19 protein-coding genes are annotated in these 21206 nt (G+C 70.5%); 3 read left to right on the top strand and 16 right to left on the bottom strand.

Annotated features, from left to right (window positions below; genetic code table 11):
• Window positions 1-551 precede the first annotated feature (551 nt).
• Window positions 552-1175, bottom strand: a complete 624-nt coding sequence (locus ACWESM_RS36155) for a riboflavin synthase (protein WP_355070729.1) — start codon at window positions 1173-1175, stop codon at window positions 552-554.
• Between the two features lie 563 nt (window positions 1176-1738).
• Between ACWESM_RS36155 and ACWESM_RS36160 the strand changes: the two genes are divergently transcribed.
• On the top strand, window positions 1739-2209 hold the full coding sequence (locus ACWESM_RS36160) for a hypothetical protein (RefSeq protein ID WP_364425738.1): 471 nt from the start codon (window positions 1739-1741) through the stop codon (window positions 2207-2209).
• A gap of 6 nt (window positions 2210-2215) precedes the next feature.
• On the opposite strand, the gene rpe is transcribed toward ACWESM_RS36160, so the two are convergent.
• The gene (gene rpe / locus ACWESM_RS36165; RefSeq protein WP_355071047.1) at window positions 2216-2872 is read right to left on the bottom strand and encodes a ribulose-phosphate 3-epimerase; all 657 of its coding nucleotides are present in this window, start codon (window positions 2870-2872) and stop codon (window positions 2216-2218) included.
• A 96-nt stretch (window positions 2873-2968) separates the two neighbouring features.
• On the opposite strand from rpe, the gene ACWESM_RS36170 reads away from it, so the two are divergent.
• A complete protein-coding gene (locus ACWESM_RS36170) occupies window positions 2969-3391 on the top strand; it encodes an anti-sigma factor (RefSeq protein ID WP_355070725.1) in 423 nt (140 codons plus the stop codon).
• Window positions 3391-4254 carry an RNA polymerase sigma factor SigF gene (locus ACWESM_RS36175; RefSeq protein WP_452495668.1) on the top strand — a complete coding sequence of 288 codons (864 nt, stop codon included), beginning with the start codon at window positions 3391-3393 and terminating at the stop codon, window positions 4252-4254. The genes ACWESM_RS36170 and ACWESM_RS36175 overlap by 1 nt, the downstream gene beginning before the upstream one ends.
• A 6-nt stretch (window positions 4255-4260) precedes the next feature.
• Here ACWESM_RS36175 and ACWESM_RS36180 read toward each other — a convergent pair whose 3' ends face one another.
• The 14 genes from ACWESM_RS36180 to ACWESM_RS36245 all read right to left on the bottom strand — a co-directional run.
• Window positions 4261-5925, bottom strand: coding sequence for a transcription antitermination factor NusB (locus ACWESM_RS36180; protein ID WP_452495670.1), 1665 nt, complete (start codon window positions 5923-5925; stop codon window positions 4261-4263).
• Window positions 5922-6845 carry a methionyl-tRNA formyltransferase gene (gene fmt / locus ACWESM_RS36185; protein ID WP_355070719.1) on the bottom strand — a complete coding sequence of 308 codons (924 nt, stop codon included), beginning with the start codon at window positions 6843-6845 and terminating at the stop codon, window positions 5922-5924. Before fmt ends, ACWESM_RS36180 begins: the two co-directional genes overlap by 4 nt.
• Entirely contained in the window at window positions 6845-7411 is a 567-nt protein-coding gene (gene def, locus ACWESM_RS36190) for a peptide deformylase (protein WP_355070717.1), read from the bottom strand. Before def ends, fmt begins: the two co-directional genes overlap by 1 nt.
• A 148-nt stretch (window positions 7412-7559) precedes the next feature.
• A complete protein-coding gene (locus ACWESM_RS36195; RefSeq protein ID WP_452495673.1) occupies window positions 7560-8420 on the bottom strand; it encodes an SDR family NAD(P)-dependent oxidoreductase in 861 nt (286 codons plus the stop codon).
• Window positions 8417-9358: a diacylglycerol/lipid kinase family protein gene (locus tag ACWESM_RS36200; RefSeq protein ID WP_364425748.1), complete on the bottom strand. Its 942-nt coding sequence runs from the start codon at window positions 9356-9358 to the stop codon at window positions 8417-8419. Before ACWESM_RS36200 ends, ACWESM_RS36195 begins: the two co-directional genes overlap by 4 nt.
• Window positions 9343-10077 carry an HAD family hydrolase gene (locus ACWESM_RS36205; RefSeq protein ID WP_397275801.1) on the bottom strand — a complete coding sequence of 245 codons (735 nt, stop codon included), beginning with the start codon at window positions 10075-10077 and terminating at the stop codon, window positions 9343-9345. Before ACWESM_RS36205 ends, ACWESM_RS36200 begins: the two co-directional genes overlap by 16 nt.
• A complete protein-coding gene (locus ACWESM_RS36210) occupies window positions 10074-11474 on the bottom strand; it encodes a nucleotidyltransferase family protein (RefSeq protein WP_397275803.1) in 1401 nt (466 codons plus the stop codon). Before ACWESM_RS36210 ends, ACWESM_RS36205 begins: the two co-directional genes overlap by 4 nt.
• 1 nt (window position 11475) lies before the next feature.
• Window positions 11476-12768, bottom strand: a complete 1293-nt coding sequence (locus tag ACWESM_RS36215) for an aminotransferase class I/II-fold pyridoxal phosphate-dependent enzyme (RefSeq protein WP_356961765.1) — start codon at window positions 12766-12768, stop codon at window positions 11476-11478.
• Window positions 12765-15509, bottom strand: a complete 2745-nt coding sequence (locus tag ACWESM_RS36220; RefSeq protein WP_452495676.1) for a PEP/pyruvate-binding domain-containing protein — start codon at window positions 15507-15509, stop codon at window positions 12765-12767. Before ACWESM_RS36220 ends, ACWESM_RS36215 begins: the two co-directional genes overlap by 4 nt.
• Window positions 15506-16915 carry a cytochrome P450 gene (locus tag ACWESM_RS36225; protein ID WP_452495678.1) on the bottom strand — a complete coding sequence of 470 codons (1410 nt, stop codon included), beginning with the start codon at window positions 16913-16915 and terminating at the stop codon, window positions 15506-15508. The genes ACWESM_RS36220 and ACWESM_RS36225 overlap by 4 nt, the downstream gene beginning before the upstream one ends.
• The gene (locus tag ACWESM_RS36230; RefSeq protein WP_452495680.1) at window positions 16912-18660 is read right to left on the bottom strand and encodes an AMP-binding protein; all 1749 of its coding nucleotides are present in this window, start codon (window positions 18658-18660) and stop codon (window positions 16912-16914) included. The genes ACWESM_RS36225 and ACWESM_RS36230 overlap by 4 nt, the downstream gene beginning before the upstream one ends.
• Complete coding sequence (locus ACWESM_RS36235; RefSeq protein WP_355070700.1) at window positions 18657-18911, bottom strand: acyl carrier protein; 255 nt, start codon at window positions 18909-18911, stop codon at window positions 18657-18659. The genes ACWESM_RS36230 and ACWESM_RS36235 overlap by 4 nt, the downstream gene beginning before the upstream one ends.
• Window positions 18908-19765 carry a hypothetical protein gene (locus ACWESM_RS36240; protein WP_452495682.1) on the bottom strand — a complete coding sequence of 286 codons (858 nt, stop codon included), beginning with the start codon at window positions 19763-19765 and terminating at the stop codon, window positions 18908-18910. The genes ACWESM_RS36235 and ACWESM_RS36240 overlap by 4 nt, the downstream gene beginning before the upstream one ends.
• A partial coding sequence (locus ACWESM_RS36245; RefSeq protein WP_452495684.1) for a PEP-utilizing enzyme occupies window positions 19762-21206 on the bottom strand: 1445 nt, incomplete at its 5' end. The genes ACWESM_RS36245 and ACWESM_RS36240, both read right to left, overlap by 4 nt.

Genomic DNA, 21206 nt, shown 5'->3' on the forward strand with positions numbered 1-21206 from the left:
CCTCGACAGCGCGTATGAACCGAGCGGGTCCGAGCGACCGCCTCTGGCGACTTCGTCGCGGACGCGGCGGCCGCTCGGACGCGAGCCGGGCCGCGAACGGCGCATGCTCGGTCTCGCTTCGCTCGAAAGTCGTGGTCGAGGTGCGCTGGGCGCTCGGTGCTGGGATCAACCGACCCGTATGTTCGCCGCGGCCCGCCGCCCGGCATGAAAACCGTCGGCTGCCACGGCGTCTCGAGATCTGAGCTCGTAGCGGCCATCCGCGCCTGCCGGTTGGCAGATGGGAGGGTGGCTCGGATGCTCGCTCGGGCGCAGGCTGGGCCTGATCTGTCTCGCCTCGCTCGGAGCCCGTAGTGATGCCGATTCGCTGGCCTGCCGGAGTGATACCGATCCGACCGGTCGAGACGATGCTCACCGAACTCGCGCGGTCGGCGGTCACCGTGACTCCGCGTGGGGGTGGCAGCTCGTATGACGGCGTCGCGGCAGCTCTGTCAGGAACGCGATCTCCGCCGCGCAGCCTCGTGGGCGGGCGGGGACGAGCGAGGCGTCCACTGTCAGCCGCGCTGCTGGAGGCGTTCGACGTACTTGGCGATCACGTCGACTTCCAGGTTGACGGTGGTGCCGACGGTGGCGAAGCCGAGGTTGGTCAGGGAGAGCGTGGTGGGGATGAGGGAGACCTCGAACCAGTCGCTGCTGCCGGTCTCGGCGGGCTCGTCGGAGACGCCGAGGCCGGAGACGGTGAGCGAGATGCCGTCCACGGTGATCGACCCCTTCTCCACGACGTAGCGGGCGATGTTCTCGGGCAGCGAGATCCGCACCACGTCCCAGTTGTCCGACGGAGTGCGCGAGAGCACGGTGCCGGTGCCATCGACATGGCCTTGGACCAAGTGGCCGCCGAGCCTGCTGTTCAGAGCGGCGGCGCGCTCGAGATTCACCTTGGCGCCGACGTCCAGCTTGCCGATGCTGGAGCGATTCAGCGTCTCCGCCATGACGTCGACGGTGAACGAGTCGCCGCCGACCACCTCCACGACGGTCAGGCACACTCCGTTCACGGCGATCGAATCACCGTGCCCGGCATCGGAGGTCACCAGCTTGCCCTTGATCGTCAGCCGCGCGGCGTCGGTCAGCTGCTCGCTGGCGACGATCTCGCCGAGTTCCTCGACGATGCCTGTGAACATGTGCTGTGACTCCTGTCGCGTCGTTGTCTTCCGGTTGCGGAACAGCGCGGGACCCTGCCGCTATTCCCGCCCCTCCTCAGCCTAGTGACGCGGGGTCGCCGTAGACAGCCGCGTTCCGTGCCCGCCGAGGGCGGACCGGGACCCGCGCCGGAACCGACCGCAGGGCGGGCCGAGGCGGGCGGAACCGGCCGGTCCCATCGAAAATGGAACGAAATATGTCCACACCCGCCGTGATCACCCGGACGGACGACATATCCATGATTATTCTGCGGCATTTGGCGTACCGCACGAATTAATTTACCCCGCAGAGAGTTTGCGGATTCATTCTCGATACTCGAACGAAACACGGTTATAACGCAGATTCCGCGCTCGGACGGCGCGGGAGGCGATATCGTTACGCGGCCGACTTCTCGCGTTCAACTTTCCCGACCATGCAGTCCGATGACACGCTCTACCAGGGAACATGCCCGACAAGCGGGAAGCCTGCCACACGATGTTCACTCCTCGAGAAAGCCGGAGAACACAGTGGGACAAATTGGGTCGAACGCAGCTGGGGGCGCAGTGTGACCACATTTCTCGATTCGACGCCGGAAGTTCGCTGCTCACGGTATCGGCGCGAATTCCAGCTGCCCGCATCGATGGATCCCGGTTCGCACCGCATTCTCCTGCACATCGGTGTCGACTACGGCGCCGTCACCATGCCCGCCGAACTCGGCGAGCAGGTGCTACGGCGACTCGCCCAAGACGGAATCGCCGGGCCGGTGGTCGACCATCCGCGAGCCAAGCATTGGACGTTCCTCACCGGCCCCGCCGGGCCGGACGCCGTCAGCCCGGCGGTCTCGGCCGAATTGTTCCGCCTCTACGCCGCGGTGGCCTGCACGGGCAGCCAAGTGGTGCTGCCCTCACCGGACGACGAGCGCACCGGGTATCGCGTGTGGATCCGGTCACCGGAGGCCGGCGCCCGCCGCCCGCCGATCAGCGCGGTGATCGAGACGATCCGCGCGGTCGCCGCGCGTGGAACGCGGACCGGCTAGCACCGTTCAGCGGGCCCACGCCGAGGCCGCCTGGCCGCGCAGCTTCTCCACGGTGGCCGCGGGGTCGGCGGTGCTGTAGACCGCGGAACCGGCGACGAAGCAGTCCACACCCGCCTCCGCCGCCGCCTCGATGGTGTCGGCGTTGATCCCGCCGTCGATCTCGACCAGCAGCCGCAACTCACCGGCATCGACCAGGTTCCGCACGACGCGCGCCTTCTGCAGCACCTCCGGAATGAACGACTGCCCGCCGAAGCCGGGTTCCACGCTCATCACCAGCAGCGTGTCGAATTCGCGCAGGATCTCCAGGTACGGCTCGATCGGCGTGCCCGGCTTCACCGAGAGCCCCGCCTTGGCGCCCGCGGCGCGGATGTCGCGGGCCACCGCGATCGGATCGTCGGTCGCCTCCGCGTGGAAGGTCACGTTGTGCGCGCCCGCCTCGGCGTACGGCGGCGCCCAGCGGCCCGGATTCTCGATCATCAGGTGGCAGTCGAGGGGGATCTCGGTCGCCTTCAGCAGGCTCTCCACCACCGGGAGGCCGAGCGTGAGATTCGGCACGAAGTGCGCGTCCATCACGTCCACGTGCAGCCAGTCGGCGCCTGCGACGGCCGCCGCTTCGTCCGCGAGGTGCGCGAAGTCTGCGGACAGGATGGAGGGGGCGATCATCGGAGCGGCCGGACGCGGGTGAATCGGGTTGGACACAACGCCGGAGTCTAACGGTACCCAGGGTTGTCCAGCGCGGGAGTGGGTAGCCTGCATAGGGTGATCAATATTTCGGCGGAACAGGGGCTCTACAGCACCCCGGTGGAGATTCGGGTGGCGGCGTCGGTGACACAACTGCCCATCGTGCGTGGGCTCGCCGAAACACTCGTCCTACTCAGCGATTTCACACTGGACGAGGTGGCCGATATCCGGCTGGCCGTCGACGAGGTCTGCTCGACCCTGATCGCGGTCGCCGCCCCGGAATCGAGCCTGAACTGCCGTTTCACCGTCGGCGACACCGTGTTGCTCGTCCGGGTCGACGGCCTGGCGGAGAAGCCGGGGCTGCCCGATCAGCGCAGCTTCGGCTGGCACGTGCTGCGCACCCTCACCGACTCGGTGGAGGCGACCCAGGATTCGTTCGACGCGACGGTCTCCGGATATCCGACGACGGTCGAGTTCCGTCGGGTCCGGGGGAAGGCGTAGTGGCGGACGAAGACACCGTGTACGACTCCCAGCGCGACGACGACGCCGACACGCTGACCACCGAGGACGAGACCGATGCCGAGGAGACCCTGGAGGCGGCGGGCGCGGTTCCCGGTTACGACGATGTCGGATTGCTCTTCGAGCAGCTCGCCTCCAGTGAGGCGGGGACCGCGCGGCACAGCGCGCTGCGCGCGGAACTGATCAGCCGCTGCATTCCGCTCGCCGACCACATCGCCAGAAAGTTCAGCGGGCGTGGTGAGCCGTTCGACGACCTGACCCAGGTCGCGCGGGTGGGGTTGGTGCACGCGGTGGACCGTTTCGACGTCGAGCGCGGCTCCAACTTCCTGTCTTTCGCGGTGCCGACCATCATGGGTGAGGTCCGCCGGTATTTCCGCGACAACACCTGGGCGATGCGAGTGCCGCGGCGTGTCAAGGAGACTCACCTACGCATCGGCGCGGCGATCGACAGTCTCTCGCAGACTCTCGGCCGCTCGCCGACGGCGAAGGAGATCGCCGCCGACCTGGACGTCGACCCGGACGAGGTGACCCAGGCGGTCATCGCGGGCAACGCCTACCAGCCGAGTTCGATCGACGCGGCCACGCTCGGCCGCGACACCGACGCCTCGCTCCTGGACACCCTCGGCGAGGAGGAGTCCCAGTTCGATCGGGTCGAGGAGTACGTCGCGATCCGTCCGCTGCTGGCCGGGCTGCCGGAGCGGGAACGACGCATCCTCACCATGCGGTTCTTCGAATCGATGACCCAGACGCAGATCGCGCAGCAGATGGGCATCTCCCAGATGCACGTCTCGCGCATCCTCGCCAAGACCCTCGCCCGCTTGCGGGAGCAATCCAGCCGGGAATGACCCCGCTCAGCGCGGCTTGCGCAGCGCCGCCACGAACATGGCGTCGGTACCGTGCCGGTGCGGCCACAACTGTGCCCCCGGCCCGTCGCCGACATCGGTGACGCCGGGCAGCAGTTCGCGGGTGTCGAGCTGCTCGGCGCCGAGGCGGCGCACGGCATCGGCGACGATGGACACCGTCTCCGGCAGATGCGGCGAGCATGTCGAGTACACCACGACCCCGCCGGGGCGCAGCAGATCCCATGCGGCGGTGAGCAATTCGCGCTGCAACACCACCAGTTCCCGGACGTCCGCCGGGGTGCGCCGCCAGCGCGCCTCAGGTCTACGGCGCAGCGCTCCGAGGCCGGTGCAGGGGGCGTCGACCAGGATGCGGTCGTAGCCCGGGGTCAGTCCGCTGGCGCGGCCGTCGGCGACGTGCACGTCCACCGGCAGGTCGTGCACGGCTTTGCGGACCAGCTCGGCGCGGTGCGCGGCGGGCTCGACCGCGTCCACCCGGAAACCGTCGATCGCGGCGATCGCCCCCAGCAGCGCGGCCTTGCCGCCCGGTCCTGCGCACAGGTCGAGCCAGCGACCGGTGTCCGGGCCGTCGAGCGCGGCCCTGGTCAACGCCAGCGCCACCAGCTGGCTGCCTTCGTCCTGCACCGCCGCCATGCCCTCGCGGACCGGCTCCAGCTTGCCGGGATCGCCGCCGTCCAGATAGACCGCGTACGGCGACCAGCGGCCCTCCTCGCCGCCGGTGACCAGCGCGAGTTCCTCCGCGGTGATGTCGCCGGGGCGGGCCACCAGGTGCACCAGCGGGCGGGCGTCGTCGGCGGCGAGCACGTCGCGCAGTTCCGCCGCTCGCGCGCCCAGCGCGTCGGCGAACGCCTGCGCGATCCAGACCGGATGGGCGTACTCGAACGCCAACCGGCCGAGGGGGTCGGCGGGCGCGAGCGCGTCGACCCATTGCTCGGGGGTCTTCTCCGCCGCGCGCCGGAGCACCGCATTGACGAAACCGGCTTTGCCCGCACCGAATTCGGCGCGCGTCAACGCGACGGAGGTGTCCACGGCGGCGTGCGCGCCGATCCGGGTGCGCAGCAACTGGTAGACGCCGAGCCGGAGCACGTCCAGCAAGGGGCCGTCGATCTCCTCGATCGGCCTGCCCGCGCCTTCGGCGATCACCGCGTCCAGTAGTCCCAGCGACCGGCACGCGCCGTAGGCGAGTTCGGTGGCCAGTGCGGCATCCCGACCCGACAATCCCCGTTCGCGCAGCAACGCGGGCAGAACGAGATTGGCGTAGGCATCGCGCTCACGGACCGCCCGCAGCACATCCCTGGCGACCGACCGCGGCGGGTCGGCGGATTCCCTTGGTCGTCCGGCGGCTTTGGCCCCTTGGCGCGGCGCGGTTTGCGAAGCCGGGCGCCCGCCGGTGGAACGGTCCGATCGGCCCGCCGCAGAGCGTCGTCCGGAGGAGCCGCGCCGTTCGTCGCGATCACGGCCGCCCGCCTCGGCGCGCCCACCGCCGGAACGCCGACCGGTCGCCCGTGACCTGTCCGCCGCGTCGCGATCCTGCTGCTTCCCGCCGCCCTGCGCGCGTGCCCGGCCTGCCTCGCCGGAACGATTCGGCGCGGCCTCTCGTTCGTCGCGCCGCCGGTCGCGTGCGTTGCCGTCGCCGGGCCGATTGCCGCGCGTCATTCGACCACCGCGCCCGGCTGCAGGCGGGCGCCGCGCGCCCAGTCGAGCGCGGCCATCATGCGCTTGCCCTGCGGCTGCACCTGGTCGAGCCGCACCGCGGTGGTCGCGGTGCCGACGAACACACCGGACTTGCGGACCTCGATCACCCGCTCCGGCAATTCCTCCTCGACCAACTCGACCGGCCCCAGCTTCAATCGGGTGCCGCCGACCTCGGTCCACGCCCCCGGCGCGGGAGTGACCGCGCGGATCCGCCTGCTGATGGCCAGCGCGGGCAGATCCCAGCGCACGTGCCCGACCTCGACGCCGACCTTTGGCGCGTACGAGACACCGTCGGTGGACTGCGGGACCGCTTGCAAGCTCCCGTCCTCCACTCCGTCGAGCGTCGCTTCCAGCAGGCGCGAGCCGCTGTCGGCCAGCCGCTCCAGGAGAGTGCCCGCGGTGTCGGTGACGGTGATCTTCTCGGTCACCATGCCGAAGACCGGGCCGGTGTCCAGTCCGGCCTCGATCTGGAAGGTGGAGGCGCCGGTGATCTCGTCGCCCGCATCGATCGCGGCCTGCACCGGCGCCGCGCCGCGCCACGCGGGCAGCAGCGAGAAATGCAGGTTGATCCAGCCGAAGCGCGGGATGTCGAGCACCTGCTGGGGTAGCAGCGCGCCGTAGGCGACGACGGGACAGCAGTCCGGCGCCAATTCGGTGAGCCGCGCGACGAATTCCGGCTCCGACGGCCGCCGCGGGGTGAACACCGGGATGCCGTGTTCGTCGGCCAGCAGGCCGACCGGCGACCTGGTCACCTTCCGGCCGCGCCCCGCGACCGCGTCCGGCCGCGTCACCACGGCGACGACCTCGTGGCGCGCCGATTCCAGCAGACGCCGCAGCGACGGAACCGCCGGTTCCGGGGTGCCCGCGAAGACGACGCGCATCAGCGGCCCGCTCCGAACGGGTTGGGCCGACCCGCACCGCTCATCGAACGGGCCGGGCGCACCGTCGAGCCCGCCGCGAACCAATCGGATTCGCGGATCACCCGCATCGCCTCCTTGCGCTGGGCCGGGTCGAGACGGTCGATGAACAGCACGCCGTCGAGATGATCGGTCTCGTGCTGCACGCACCGCGCCAGCAACCCTTCGGCTTCGAACGTGACCGGTGCGCCGTCGACGTCCACACCGGTTGCCCGCACCCGCAGGGCCCTGCGCGTGTCGTAGCGCACGCCGGGAATCGACAGGCAGCCTTCCGGCCCCACCTGCTCCTCGTCGCCGACGACCTCCCAGCGCGGGTTGACCAGATGCCCCGCGGCGTCGCCCGTGTCGTAGACGAACACGCGCAGCCCGACCCCGATCTGCGGCGCGGCCATCCCGACACCGCCGTCGTCGTGCATCGTCTCGGTCAGGTCGGTCACCAGCTGACGCAGATCACGATCGAACGCGGTGACCTCCGCGGCGCGGGCACGCAAGATGGGATCGCCGAACAGGCGAACGGGCTGGATGGTCACGGCTGGCTCCCGGAAGCGACGAATACGGTCGCCCCATTCTAGTGAGACGACCGGAAATCCCCGATTCGCCAGCCGGAAGCTGGTACAACTCCTATGCGGTCCGGGCGGGGTGTCGATCCCTCCGCCCGGCCGCCCGGAAATCCCCTGGTCAGCCGTCCGCCGGTGACCGCGGACCAGTGGTGGCCCGCAGCTCGCCGAGCAAGGCGTTCGGCAGCGGGCGGGCAGGCTCCGGCCGGAAACCGTAGTATCGGCGCACCATTCGCTCGTATACCCGGCTCGGGAGCAGCCTGCGGGTCCAGAAGGACAAGCGGACGTCACGGCCGCACAGGTAGGTCTGCCGTGGCCGGTCCGAGGCCAGGATCATCGCGACCTTGTCGGCCACCGCGGCGGCGGGCTGTCCCGCGGCCAAGTAGCCGCGTACGAGGTCCAGCACGGCGGCACGGTCGTGGTCGTAGGCGGAGATCGGGCTCGACACGTGTCGCGCCGTGTCGATGATCGGGGTGACGGTCCATCCCGGGATGAGTACCGACACCTGGACGCCCGACCCGGCGGCCTCGATGCGCGCGGCTTCGCCGATCCGCTCGACGGCGGCCTTCGTAGCCGAGTACCAACCGCCGTATGGCTCGGCGACGGCGCCCGCTCCCGAACTGACGACGATCACGCGCCCTGCGCCTCGGGCGCGCAGCAACGGCAGCACCGCGCGCAGTACGCGGTGCGTGCCGAGGACGTTGGTGTCATAGAGCGCCGCGGCCTCTGCGGGCGTGGTCTCCTCGACCGCGCCGACGACGCCGTACGCCGCGAAGGTGACGACCGCATGGATGCTGCCGTGCCTGGCGTGCACGTCGCGAACCCAGCGGTTCACCGCTTCTTCGTCGCGCACGTCGACCCGGGCGATTCCGGACGCGACGACCCGGTCGCATCCCTCGACCGTGTACCCCAGCGCCGCAAGGCGTTCCATGGTGGCCGCGCCCATGCCGTTGGCCGCTCCGGTGACGAGCACCACCGTCACGCGGCACACACCTTCAGTACCCGCGGCAGAACCTCCAGCCGCGCCGACTCCACCATCGTGACCTCGCCGTCCAACTCCAGCGGCGCCGGACGATCCGGCCGCAGCTCCACGACCGAATCGCGATGGCATACCGCCAGCGGCGACCGCCGGAATCGGCCCGCGTACAGTCCCGCGACCAAGCCGAGCGTCCTGAGCTTCCCCGCCTCGGCCCAGATGTTCACATCGAACCGGCCGTCGGCGCGGGTGACCGCCGTGTCGTAGCGCATGCCGCCGGCGAAGTGCACGCTCTTGAGCACGCCGATGTTGGTGATCGGGGCCGCGTGGCTCCAGTCGCCGCCACGAACGGCGACGGTCAGCGGCCGATGGGTGGCAAGGGTGGCGAGTGCGGTGGCGATGATGGCGGCCTCCACGCTGCGCGACTTGAGCCAGCCGACCACCCCGGTGGCGTGGTTGAAGGAATGATTGCCCGCGGCGACCAGCCCCATGCTGGCGTTGAGCAGGAAGTAGCGCACCGCACGCGTGCCGTCGGCCAGCAGCACGCACGCCTTGCCCACGTCGACGAATTCGGCGCGCGCGGCGTCGACCCGCACCGGAACGGTGCCGATACGTCCGGTGCCGGGCACCGGTTTGTGGAAGTCGTTCGAACTGCCCAGCCCCACCGCGCCCAGTGCGCAGCCGGGAGCGCGCGGGTGGTCGGTTGCCGGGTCCATGAGCGCGTTCAGCACCAGGTTGACCATGCCGTCGCCGCCCGCGGCGACCAGCACCGGAGGCGGATCGGGCCGGGTGACGGCCGCGCGCACGAGGTCGGTGGCGTGCCCGGCGTCGGCGGGCAGTTCGACCGACAGGTGCGGGTGACGGTCGCGCAGGGCGGATTCCACCGGCTCCCAGCGCCGCAGTGCGGTACCCGCGTTCGCTCGCGGGTTCAGGACGACGAGCACGAATCCTCCTCGATGCCGAGCCATCGGCGTAGTGCGTGGTGATCCCCCACCGTGACCAGTCCGGTCCGGGCCACGGCCGGCGGTATGCCGGTGGTGCGCGGGCCGACCAGGAAGACCGGGATGCCCAGTTGCGCGGCGGGACCGTCGTGAGCCGGGTCGTTGCCGACCATGACGCAGTCACCCGCGGCCGCGCCCAACTGGTCGAGCAGTTCGCGATAGAACTCGAGCCGCGGCTTGGCGCGGTGCATGGTGTCACCGCTGGTGACGAAGGCGAACGAAGCGAGATCAATTCCGCCCCAACGGATCCTGGCCTCGACGGTGCTGCGCGGCCACAACGGGTTGGTCGCGACCACTTGCCGCGCACCCGCCTCCGCCAGCCCGCGCACCGTCGCCACCGCCGCCGGGCGCGGCGGGAAACACGCTCGCAGCCTCGCGAATTCGACCTCGGCCAACCGGGTGAGGCGGTCCGCGACCACGTCACGGCCGGTGCCGAGACGCTGGGCGAGCAGCAGCACCATCAGCTCCGTGTTGGTGTGGTCGCTGTCGTTGGCGCGCACGTCACCCAGCGTGCGGCGCAGCAGGGGCAGGAAGCGGTGCGGTGGGACGAGATCGCGGAACACCCAAGCCGCGCCCGCGGGCATCAGCGTCGCGAAGGTGCGCCGCCGCTGCCCGATCAACGTGCCGTCCAGATCCCACAGCACGGTCGGCCGTGGGCTCATTCCTGGCTGTCCAGTACTGCTCGCAGGTCCGCTCTGGTCAGCCCGAGGCGGGCGGCGTAGTCGTCGATGCCGGGCGGCCGCGCACCGCCGAGCCCGGTGCGGGACCGAAGTTCCCCAGCGTATGCCGCGCCGAGGTCGTAGACCGTCTTGGCCAGCGCGGCGGGGAACAGCCACCGGCCGAGGTCACGCTGGAACACCCTGGTCAGACGGTAGGGCGCGACCAAGCGGGCCCCGACGGCGGCCACCGCGCCCGGATCGCGCAGCGAACTCATCCTGGCCGCCTCGGCGCCGGGGACCAGGAGCAGCCCGGACCACAGCCGCGCGAAGCCGTCCAGCTTCTCCCGCGCGTCAGCGGTCATATTGAATTCGGTGTAGGCCTTCTCGATCCGGGAGGTGTGGGTGGAACGGCTGCGCAGCAACGTGTGCACGTCGGCGACCTTGCGCGCGGTGTCGGCGCGGGTGAATCGATCCACGCGGGGCGCGATCCGGTCCAGCAGCGCCGCGAAGTCGGGGTTCGGCACCAGCCGGTGCGCGAGGGCGAGGGCGTGGTACATCAGGCCCTCGCTGCCCGCCGCCGCGATCTGACCGGAAAGCAGGTCGTAGTCGAGGTCCGTGCCCGCGTATCGGGCCAGGTTCCAGATGTCGCCGAGTTCGCGTACGCCGGTTTTGTAGTAGGGCAGGTGGATGCCCAGATGGTGCAGGTTGTCCTCGTGCGCCATCGCCCACGCGGGTACGCCGTGGAAGTCGATGGGACGCACACGTTTCCATATCGCGGTGTAGTCCACCGTGTAGGGCGCCAGCGGCGTGATCAGGCCCCAGTGCGTGCCCACCACGAGCGCGCCGTCGCGCGAGACGAACGACGGCAGGTGGTGGGATCGCTCGGCCCGCGCCTTGGGCGGCTTGCCGAGCAGCTCGGAGGTCGCGAACAGGCCGAGTTCACGGTAGACCTCGACGGCCGTGTCGACCTGGTCCGGTTCCAGCAGGATGTCCAGGTCGTTCATGCGCTTGTAGCGCGGGTCGCGGTAGATCTCGGTGGCGAAGAGCATGCCCTTGAGCACCACGCAGCGCACACCGCGTTCGTCGAGCCGCCGCACCAGCTCCACCGCCCCGGCCAGGCGGCGGTCGTTGGCGGTCGCGATTTGCTCGGTGACGGCGTCGAACCGCACCCGGACCAGGGGCGGCACCAGCTCGTACACCTCGGCGGCGATCAGCGAGCGCCGCGCCAGCGGGACGGTCGCGTTGAGCTGTGCCAACTCGAAGAAGGCCGCCCAATCGGTGACCCGGTGGGCCAGCTCGACCAGTTCCGCGCGTTCTTCGCCGCTGGGTGCGGCCAGCGCGGCGTGTACCAGCAGCCGTTCGGCGTCGGTCCCGGCCGCGGCGATCACGGTGTCGGTCATGTCAAGCGATCCCTTCCTGTTCGGGATGGAAGCCGAAGCGGCGGGCGACGGTGTCGATGCGGTCCAGTGCGCGGTCGAGGTGGTCGCGGGTGAGGGTGGCCATCATGCTGATCCGCAGGCGCTGCTGGTCGCGGGGCACGGCCGGGAATTCGACGCCGTTGACGAACACACCCTCCCGATGCAGAGCGGTGACCACGTCGGCGACGGCGAGACGCTGTGGTACGAGCAGCGGGATGATCGCGGTCTGCGGGTCGACGGCGAAACCCATCGCGCGCAGCCCGCGCACGAAGTAGCCGACGTTGTCGTGCAGTCGCGCCACGCGTTCGGGATGCGCGGCCAGGAAGTCGATTCCGGCGAGCACCGCCGCGACCACCGAGGGGGCGAGCGCGGCGGAGAACATGTAGGAGCGGGCGAAGAAGCGCAGCGTGTCCACCAGGTCTCGCGACCCGGTGACGAAGCCGCCGGTGCCCGCGAAGACCTTCGAGAACGTGCCCATGGTCAGCTCCACCGATCCCGGACCGAGCCCGAAATGCTCGGCGGTGCCGTGCCCGCGCGCGCCGAGTACTCCGGTGCCGTGCGCGTCGTCCACCGCCAGCCACGCGCCGAAGGCGTCGCACAGCGCTCGGATCTCCGGCAGCGGTGCGATGTCGCCGTCCATCGAGTACACGCCCTCGACGGCCACCACCACGTTCGCCCCTGGATTGCGCCAGCGGATCTGCATCAGCCGGTGGCGCAGCTGGCGTACATCGTTGTGCGCGAAGGCCATCGAGCGCACCCGGCCGAGCTGGATGCCGTCGTACAGGCTGGCATGGTTCTGTTCGTCGTAGAGCAGCACATCGCCTCTGCGCAGCAGACCGGTCACCCAGCCGACATTGGCGGCGTAGCCCGAGGAGAAGACCATGGCCGACTCGCAGCCCTTCAGTTCGGCCAGCCGTTCCTCGAGTCGCCGATGCAAAGTGGTGGTGCCGTTGAGCAAGGGCGGGCCGCCGTGTCCCACGCCATATTCGCGAATGGCGGCGATGGCGGCCTCGACGATGCTCGGCTCGTTGCCCAGGCCGAGGTAGTTGTTGGACCCGAGCATGATCAGCTCGTCGGTCGCGCCGGTCGCCGGATCGCGCACCGGGACGACCGCGCCGGACGGCCCGGCCACTTCTCGCAACACGAACCCGCTGCCGCGAGCGTGCTGCGCGTAGGGCCGGAATTCCGCGAAGCGCTGGTCGAACGTGTGCGCGGCTGGGTCGAGATAGTGCTCCAGGCTGAAATTCTCGCCGTGGGCCAGATCGGGTGCGGTCATGGTCGTCGCTCCTGCCCGAGGGTCACGGTTCCCGCGCGGCCGTCCAGCACCAGGACGTCACCGTTTCCGATCAGGCGGGTGACTCCGGGCACGCCGACGACCGTGGGGATGCCGAGTTCGCGTCCGATGATGGCGGTGTGGGAGAGCAGGCTGCCTCGTTCGCTGACCAGGCCGCCCGCGGCGACCATGAGGAACACCCAGCCCGGGTCGGTGGTCGCGGCGACGAGGATCTGCCCATCGATCGCGACGTCCGGATCCGGGGTGTCCAGGACCAGCGCGGGAGCCTCGACGCGACCTGGGGCGCAACCGATTCCGTGCAGCACGCGCGCTCCCTCGGCAGCGTCCGGGCCCGGTTGCTCCAGTGCCGGATCGCTGATCCCCGACGCGGCGATCCCGGTCGTGACGATGCGGGAGGGCAGGCGCTGAGCCTGCCAGCGGTCGTAATCCGCCTTGCGGAGGGCGACGGTACGCGTGATGTCGGTGTCCACCGCCGTTCCGCGGGTGAGGGCCGCGATCTCCTCGTAGGTGAGCCAGAAGACGTCGCGCGGATCGCCCACCAGGCCGTCGGCGTGCAGTCGCCTGCCGTACTCCCGGAACACCCGCTTGAGCAGACCGAAGGCGCGGCTGCGGCCCAGCCGCATGTTCTCGCGCTGCTTCACGTGTTCGCGGGCGAGCCGAAGCGCGAGCCGGAAAACCCACCGCCGCACGCCTTCACCTGCGAACAGCTCGGTCGCCGTCCGCTCGGCCGCACGCCGGATCGCCCGCTCACGCGCGATCATGTCATCGGCGTTCTGCCCGCCACGCAGGTAATTCCGCAGCATGGGCACCAGTCGTTCGGGGTGCTCGCCGAGCGGATCGGTCTCCAGCTTGAGTTCGTCCACCGTGCGGTCGCCGAACTCGGCGATGTGGCGCAGGCACGCCGCGCGGAAGGTCGCGAACCGGTCTTCCGACAGGGACGCCCACACTTGCTGCGCGGTGGAAGGACCGTCGAACAGCGCACGCAGCGCCGAGTCGGCGCGCACCCGCGCGGCCAGTGCCAGTGCCGACCGCACCGGATCGACGCTGTCGACACCGTCCTCGCCGCAGAACAGTTCGTTGCGCAGGGTGAGCGCCGCTTTCTCGGCGAGGCCGGCTCGGCGCAACTGCAGTCCGACCACATGGAACATCTGCTGGGCGAGGAAATCGTTGAAGATCTGCACCGAGTAGGCGGGCACGAGTTCGTCGAAGAAGCGTTCGGTCCACGCCAGCAACGCGTGTGCGTCGCGGTCGCGCTCCGGCCGATCCTCGTCCAGCCTGCGTTCGAGGTCTGTGGTTGCCGCCGCCAGCGCCGTGAAGAACGCGCGCAGTCGCCGCGGCAGTCGCAGCCAGCCGAGCAGGATGATCGCGAACACACGCAGGCGCAGCGCGATCGCGCGCAGCCGGGCGATACCACGGGCAGGCGCAGGCGGTCGCTGGTATCGGTTCTCGATATTGAGCGCGGCCTCCCAGCCTTCGATGGCGAATTCCATGCCGGGGATCTCGAGGAACAGGCGGTACCAGTTGCTGATGTTGTAGTAGATCCGGCCGCGCGCGGTGCCGACCAGGTACGGATACAGATCGGCGGCGTTGCGCTCGACGATCCGCGCGGTGGCGCCGAAATCGCGGTGACACGTGCGGAAGACCCGCTCATAGGCGGTACGCAGCACCGAGAACGTCAGCGGGCTCGACAGTCCCGGATACGACTCCGCGACATTGACGTTGTCGAAGACCGTCTCGCGTGCGCCGGTCGCCGTGACCGGTCTCGCCTGCAGCAGGTGCAACCGCCCGTCCGGCGTGTAGGCGAACTCGACATCCTGCGGTGCCCCGAAGCGGTCCGCGAGTGCGCCCGCCACCTCGGCCAACTCCTGGATCTCCGTGTCCGACAGCGCAGCCGCGGTCAGCGGGTCGGCGAGTTCTTCGACCGTGGTCCCCGCGCCGTGCGGCGAGGGTGCGACCCGGCTGCGCTTGTCGGCGACCACCCGTGAGGTGATGGCGCCGGTGCCGCGGTCGACGAAGTAGGTATCGCAGTCCACCGTGCCCGCCACCACGCCTTCGCCCAGCCCGAGCGCGGCCGCGACCACGGTTTCGGAGGGATCACCGCTGCGCGGATTGCAGCTGAACACCACCCCTGAGACGGCGCTGTCGAGCAGTACTTGCACCACCACGGCGCAGGCGACCGGCGCATTGTCGAGACCGCGGCGCGCCCGGTAGAACAGCGTGCGCTCCGACCACGCGGAGGCGAGTACCGTCCCGATCGCGGCGGGCAGATCAGCGGCCCCGACGTTCAGCACGGTGTCGAGCTGTCCGGCGAAAGAGTCGGTCGCCGAATCCTCCCCGCGCACCGACGATCGCACGGCGAAGCGCACCTCGCCCGCGGCGGCCGGACCGGCGGCCAGTTCGGCGACCACGGTGTCGAGTTCGGCGGCGATATCGCCGGGCAGGGGGCATCCCTCGACGAGAGCGCGGATCCGGGACGACACCGACCGCAAGGCGGCCGGGTCGTCCGGATCGAGTTCGGCGAGCAGTCCCGCGATGGCGTCGGCGGACGGAGCCAGCAGCCGCGCGCACGTATCGGTGCCCAGGACGGCGAACGGCGGCACGCGATATCCGGCGGCCTGCAGTCTGGCGAGGTTGGCGGCCTTGGCTCCGGCGTGCGCCGCGGCCGCCGGGTCCGCCGCGAGGGTTTCGGCGCGCAGTATCGCGCCGGTGGTGGCACTGGTCATCGTGCGGCCTCCTGTCTGGTCCGGGTCACCGGGACGGCGCGCTCGCGCCGGGTCAACCGCACCAGGACCGGGTCGGGGGTGTTGGAGATCTCCGGGTGCTCGCGCACCCGCATCCCGTTCACCAATTCGATGTCGTAGCGCGACAGCACCATCGCCAGACCCACCCGGATCTCGATCAGCGCCATCTGCTGGCCGACGCACAGATGCGCGCCCCAGCCGAAGGGGAAGTACCGGAACGGCGGACGCGCCCGGTTCCGCTCCTTGGTGAACCGGTCGGGATCGAAGGTCAGCGGCGCGTCCCAGAACCGGGGCAGGCGATGGTTGACGAACGGGCTGATCACGACGATCGCACCGGGTCGCAGGTCGAACCGGTCGAAATGGTCCGGCTCGAGCGCGGTACGGCTGAACGCCCAAGCCGGCGGATGCAGGCGCATCGCCTCATCGATCACGCGGCCGGTGTACTCCAGCCGGGGCAGCGCGGCCCGCACGGCGTCCGGGTCGTCCGGCGCGTCCGGCAGCGCGTCGATCTCGGCGCGCACCCGGTCGAGCACGGCGGGGTTGCGGCCCAGTTCGTAGATCGTCCAGGCCAGCGCCGCTCCGGTGGTTTCGTGACCGGCGAGCAAGAAGGTCAGCACCTCGTGCCGCAGCTGCGCGTCGTCCATCGCGTGTCCCGCGTCGTCGCGGGCGGTGAGCAGCCGGGCGAGCAGTGACCCGGCGTCGTCGTCGGTTCGCCGGTGCCTGCCGATCACCTCGTCGACCACGTGGTGCAACCGGCGTCGCACTTCCCACAGCCGCCGGTTACCCGGAGTCGGGAGCCGCGGCGGCAGCTGGATCGGCGCGGCCATATGCCGCATGACCCACGAAACGCCCTGGCGCACATCGTCTTCGATCTGCGGAAGCACGCCGTCGAGGTCCGCGCCGAGTACCGCGCGGCACACCACGTCGGCGGCGAATCCCATCAGCTCGGGCACCAGGTCGAAGGCCGCGCCGTCGGCGGCGCGGGCGTCCAAGCGGGTGCGCATCCGCTGTCCGCACTCGACCATCAGCGGGATCTCGGACTCCACATGACGGCGCGTGAAAGCCGGTTTGATCAGGGCGCGCTGACGTTTCCACAGCTCGCCGCCGCTGGTCAGCAAGCCGGGACCGAGCAAATGGTTCAGGCTTCGGTAGCTGATCCCCTTCTCGTAGCGCCCCGCACGGGTGACCAACACCTGCTCGATGTGCTCGGGTTCGACCAGCAGGTGCACGTGCTGGTGCGCCAGGCGCAGCCGGACACTGCCGTAGTGGAGCGCGGACTCGTAGAACAGACCGAGCGGGTCGGTCCGGTACCGGGCGTAGACGCCCAAGGGATGCCTGGTGGACGGGCCGTCGAGGCGACGCTCGCCGGTCCCGGTCGTCGGTGTCACCGCGCCACGTCTCCCCCGCGCACGGCGCCGACCAGTTCGTCCGCGTCGCCGTCCAGCAGGCGCCGCGCCGCGGCACGCTGGACTTTGCCGCTGGTGGTCTTCGGGATGCTGCGCGGCGCGACGATCCGCACACCGGCCGCCAGCACGCCGGTGCGTTTGCTCACCGCGGCGCGTACCGCACGGGCCAGCGCGTCGTGCTCCGTCCGCGCCACGGCGGATTCGACGATCAGGTGCAACTCTTCCGATCCGGCGTCGGCATCGGTTCGTCCCAGCGCGACCGCGCCGCCCGGCCGCACTCCCGGCACCTGCTCGGCGGCGATCTCGAAGTCGGTGGGCAGGTAGTTCGCGCCGCGGATGATGATCAGGTCTTTGCGTCGCCCGGTGATCCGCAACCGCCCGTCGCGCAGGTAGCCGATGTCCCCGGTGTCCCACCAGCCCTGCGTCCGGGTGGCGGCGGTGACTTCGGGCAGCCGGAAATAGCCCGGCGTGGTGGACGGCCCACGGAATTGCACCCGGCCGAGCAGATTCGCGCCGCACGGCGTTCCGTTCTCGTCCACCACGCGGACTTCGGTGCCCGCCACGGGCGCTCCGCAGTCGACGATGTCGAGCGCGTCGCCGTCACCGGCCGGGACATCCACCGCGACGCCGTCTTCGGCCAGTCCGCGCCGGGAGACCGAGTCGAACGCGATCGGCGCCCGCGGATCGGACACCGTCACCGCGAGCGACGCCTCGGCCAAGCCGTAGCACGGTACGAGCGCGTCGGAAGGCAGCCCCCAGCCGCCGAACCGGTCGACGAACCGCCGCACCGTGGGCGGATGGATCGGTTCGGCGCCGCAGAACAGGAACCGCCATGCGGACAGATCCACTCCGTCGAGTTCACCGTCGGCGATGCGCGCGGCGGCGTAGCCGTAGGCGAAATTCGGTGCGGCGGTGTGAGTTCCGTGATGCCGGTGCACCGCGCGCAGCCAATCGGCCGGGTGGCGCAGAAACCGGTTGGGCGGGATCAGCACCGCGTCGATGCCACGGAACAGCGGTGTGAGAAACCCGCCGATCAGGCCCATGTCGTGGTGCAGCGGCAGCCAGCCCACCCAGGTGTCGCCGGGTCCGATCGCGGCGGCGCGGGCGATCTGCTCGCAGTTGGCGGCCAGATTCGCGTGGGTGACCTGAACCCCCTTGGGCGTGCCGGTCGAGCCGGAGGTGGCTTGGATGAACGCCAGATCCTCCGGTGCGGGCAAGTGGGGCGCTAGCGCGGGAGCGCTCGGTGTGCCTGCCAGCGTATGCAGTGCCGAGGCGTCGATCGTCGCCACCGACGCGGGCACGGGCAACGTGGTGAGCACCGCCGGAGTGCTCACCACGGCCGCCGGTTCCAGATAGGCAAGCAGCCGGGTGAACCGGTCCAGGAAGATTTCGGCGGCCCCGAAGCCACCCGGCGTGGCGATGGCGGTGGGCACCGCGCCGAGCGACAGTGCGCCGAAGAAGGCCGTGACGAACTCCGCCGAGGTGGGCAGGCACAGCAACACGCGGTCGCCCCTGCGCACGCCGTCGGCGGCCAGGCCCGCCGCGGCGCGGGCCGCAGCGCTCACCAGATCATCGTGGCGCCAGCGGATTTCGTCGTCGTGCCGGGCAGCGGCGCGCTCGGCCAGGATCACCGTCGACGCCGCCGCCGTACCTCGGTCGCCGCCGGACAGCAGCGCGTGCACGATGCTCGGGTGTTGCGGGCGCAGTGTCCCTGATGACGCGGTCATGGCTGGTCCTCGACATAGCGCACGATCGTCGCGACCGTGGTCAGCCGGACGGCGACGTCTTCCGGAATGCTCACGGAGAACTCCTGTTCGAGCTGAATGGTCAGTTCGATGGCGGTCGGCGAATCGAGTCCGTAGTCGATCAGCGGTGCCGCCGGATCCAGATCGGTCGCGGGCACCCACAGCACCTCGCCGACGATCGCGCGGACCCGCGCCTCCAGGTCCGCCGAGCCGATGTCGTCACGTGCACTCATCCGAGCAACTTTCCTTCCGTCACGCAGGCGCGCACCGATTCCTCGACGTCGACGTCGTCGGCGGTGTCGATGCGGTGAAACGCCACTTCCGGGAACGCGGTCGCGAGGGTCTCGCGCACCCGCTCGTATCCCGAGCGCAGGGTGGTCAGCCGCTCGGCGGTCTCATGGGCCTCGACGGGCCCGTGTGCCGACCGCCGCGCACAGCGGGCCGCGGCCTGCCCGGGCGGTGCGTCGAGCCACAGCACCGCGTCCGGCAGCGTGGTGCGAAACCGTTCGCCGAAGCCGGATACCGCGCCGGCGATGTCGCGACCGACCAATTCCGCGATCTCCGACAGCAGCAGCCACGGGTCCGGCGAGCTGCCCAGCCGTTCGGCCTGGGCGTGCTGCCACGCGAGGATGTCGGCGAACGTGCCCGGTCGATGCCGTTCGAGCACCGCCGCGATCTCGTCCTGTCGCGCGCGGCAGCGCCCGTCCGTGCCCGCCAGCGCCACGTACAGCGGACCGTAGACGAGCAGTTCGATCAGCGGATGCCGTTCGCAGACCAGCACATCCGGTTCCCAGGTGCGCAGGAAGTGCTGTTCCACCGGCCCGAACAGGGTCATCTGCAGGTACATCGCGGTGGCCTTCATCGCGACGTCGCCGATCTCGTCACAGCCGACGCTGAAGGCCCGCAGCTGCCGGGACAGATCGGCGAGCGGAACGTCGCGGGTGTCGTGGAAATCGGGGCAGGTCATCGACGCGAACCCACCGGCGTCGGTCCGCACCGCCAGCGCGCGGAGCGCGGCCAGCACCGAGGACTTGCCCGCGCCGTCGATGCCGACCAGGGCCACCCGGCGGGTGTACGAGCCGCTCATCGGTCGTCCTCGCGCAATTGGGTCAGCACCGCGCTGGTGATCTCGGCCTGCGCCGCAGTGCCGTCGAGCCGGATCCAGCCCAACTCGTCCGACAGCGCGTCGAGCGCCTCGTGGCTGCGCTGCTGGAAGGCCAGGAACGACTCCTCGTCGCCGTAGCCGCTCTCGTAGTCGCTGCGCAACCGTTTGCGGCTCAGCGCGTCCTGCGGCCGCACCGCGAGGTAGAAGGTGCGATCGGGTTCCGGGAACCCCGCCGCCAGGCTGCGCAGGACGGCCGGGTCACCGCCGTGGGCGACTTCGGTGGCGTAGTACTTGTACCAATACGCGTTCGCGAGCACGATGTCCGCGCCACGCTCGGCGGCCAGGTCCAGTGCCAGCTGCATGGCGTGGAACAGGAAGTGCGCGCGGCTGAGCGGGGTGAGCATCTGGAGGTAGCCGTAGATCTCCGCGGGACTCCCCCAAGGGAGTTTCGAGGAGACCTTCGGGTCGAGGAAGGCGTCCCAGATCGTCACCGCCGCGACACTGTGGCCCTGCGCCTCGAATTCCGCGGCGATCCTCGCCACCTGGGTGGTCTTGCCCGAGCCGTCGCCGCCCGCGAGACAGATCAGGCGTTTACGTGCGGTCAGTGTCGTGTCCTTTCCGGAGCCGCGCGTCACGCGAGGTGATGCGACAGGATCTGCCACCTGCGTGGCGGTTTCGGGGAGCGCGGGGGGCGGCGGCGAGTCTTCCTCCGGTCGCGCGCGAGCGGCGACGTCCGCTCGCCGGTGATCCGCGGACGGTGCGCCGCCCACGGGGGCCGTGACGGAGTCCGCGTCCAGGATCCGCACCACTCCCGCGCTGCCGTCGATTCGGATCCGCTGACCCGATCGCACGACACTCGTCGCGCCCGCCACGTTCAGTACGGCGGGGATGCCGTACTCGCGTCCGATCACGGCGGCGTGCGACAGCATGCCCCCCACCTCGGTCACCACACCCGCCACCAAGCCCAGCGCGGGAGTCCAACCCGGGTCGGTGAATCTCGTGACGAGGATGTCGCCGTCGCGCAATTGGTCGAGGTCGGTGAGCGCGGTGATCACCCGCGCCGTGCCCTCGGCGACACCGGGACTGCATCCGAGGCCCGAGAGGTCGCCGTCGGCGACGGCGCGCACCGCGGCCACGGTCACCCCGCCACCGAGTTCGTGCGGCGGTGTGAGATCGCGATAGGCCGCGTACATCGCACGGCGGTAGGCGATCACGGGCGCGAGGTCCGCCGCGTCCGCGCGGCCCGCGACCAAGTCGGTGAGCTCGTGGATGGTCAGCTGGAACGCGTCGTCGGCGTGCTCGAGCGCGCCGGCGGCGGTCAAGCGCGTGCCGGCCTCCACCACGTAGGCGCGCACGACGGCGTAGCACTGCGACGAGAATTCCCGCATCCGTTCCCTGGCCACGAGGTAGCGGCGCATCCGCT

The organism is Nocardia sp. NPDC003999 (genome assembly GCF_053604885.1).

Excerpts from the sequence above, each read along its gene's own strand:
- ACWESM_RS36155 (WP_355070729.1), bottom strand. The coding sequence starts at position 1,175 with ATGTTCACAGGCATCGTCGAGGAACTCGGCGAGATCGTCGCCAGCGAG.
- rpe (WP_355071047.1), bottom strand. The coding sequence starts at position 2,872 with ATGATCGCCCCCTCCATCCTGTCCGCAGACTTCGCGCACCTCGCGGAC.
- ACWESM_RS36180 (WP_452495670.1), bottom strand. The coding sequence starts at position 5,925 with ATGACGCGCGGCAATCGGCCCGGCGACGGCAACGCACGCGACCGGCGG.
- fmt (WP_355070719.1), bottom strand. The coding sequence starts at position 6,845 with ATGCGCGTCGTCTTCGCGGGCACCCCGGAACCGGCGGTTCCGTCGCTG.
- ACWESM_RS36205 (WP_397275801.1), bottom strand. The coding sequence starts at position 10,077 with ATGAGCCCACGGCCGACCGTGCTGTGGGATCTGGACGGCACGTTGATC.
- ACWESM_RS36210 (WP_397275803.1), bottom strand. The coding sequence starts at position 11,474 with ATGACCGACACCGTGATCGCCGCGGCCGGGACCGACGCCGAACGGCTG.
- ACWESM_RS36215 (WP_356961765.1), bottom strand. The coding sequence starts at position 12,768 with ATGACCGCACCCGATCTGGCCCACGGCGAGAATTTCAGCCTGGAGCAC.
- ACWESM_RS36220 (WP_452495676.1), bottom strand. The coding sequence starts at position 15,509 with ATGACCAGTGCCACCACCGGCGCGATACTGCGCGCCGAAACCCTCGCG.
- ACWESM_RS36230 (WP_452495680.1), bottom strand. The coding sequence starts at position 18,660 with ATGACCGCGTCATCAGGGACACTGCGCCCGCAACACCCGAGCATCGTG.
- ACWESM_RS36235 (WP_355070700.1), bottom strand. The coding sequence starts at position 18,911 with ATGAGTGCACGTGACGACATCGGCTCGGCGGACCTGGAGGCGCGGGTC.
- ACWESM_RS36240 (WP_452495682.1), bottom strand. The coding sequence starts at position 19,765 with ATGAGCGGCTCGTACACCCGCCGGGTGGCCCTGGTCGGCATCGACGGC.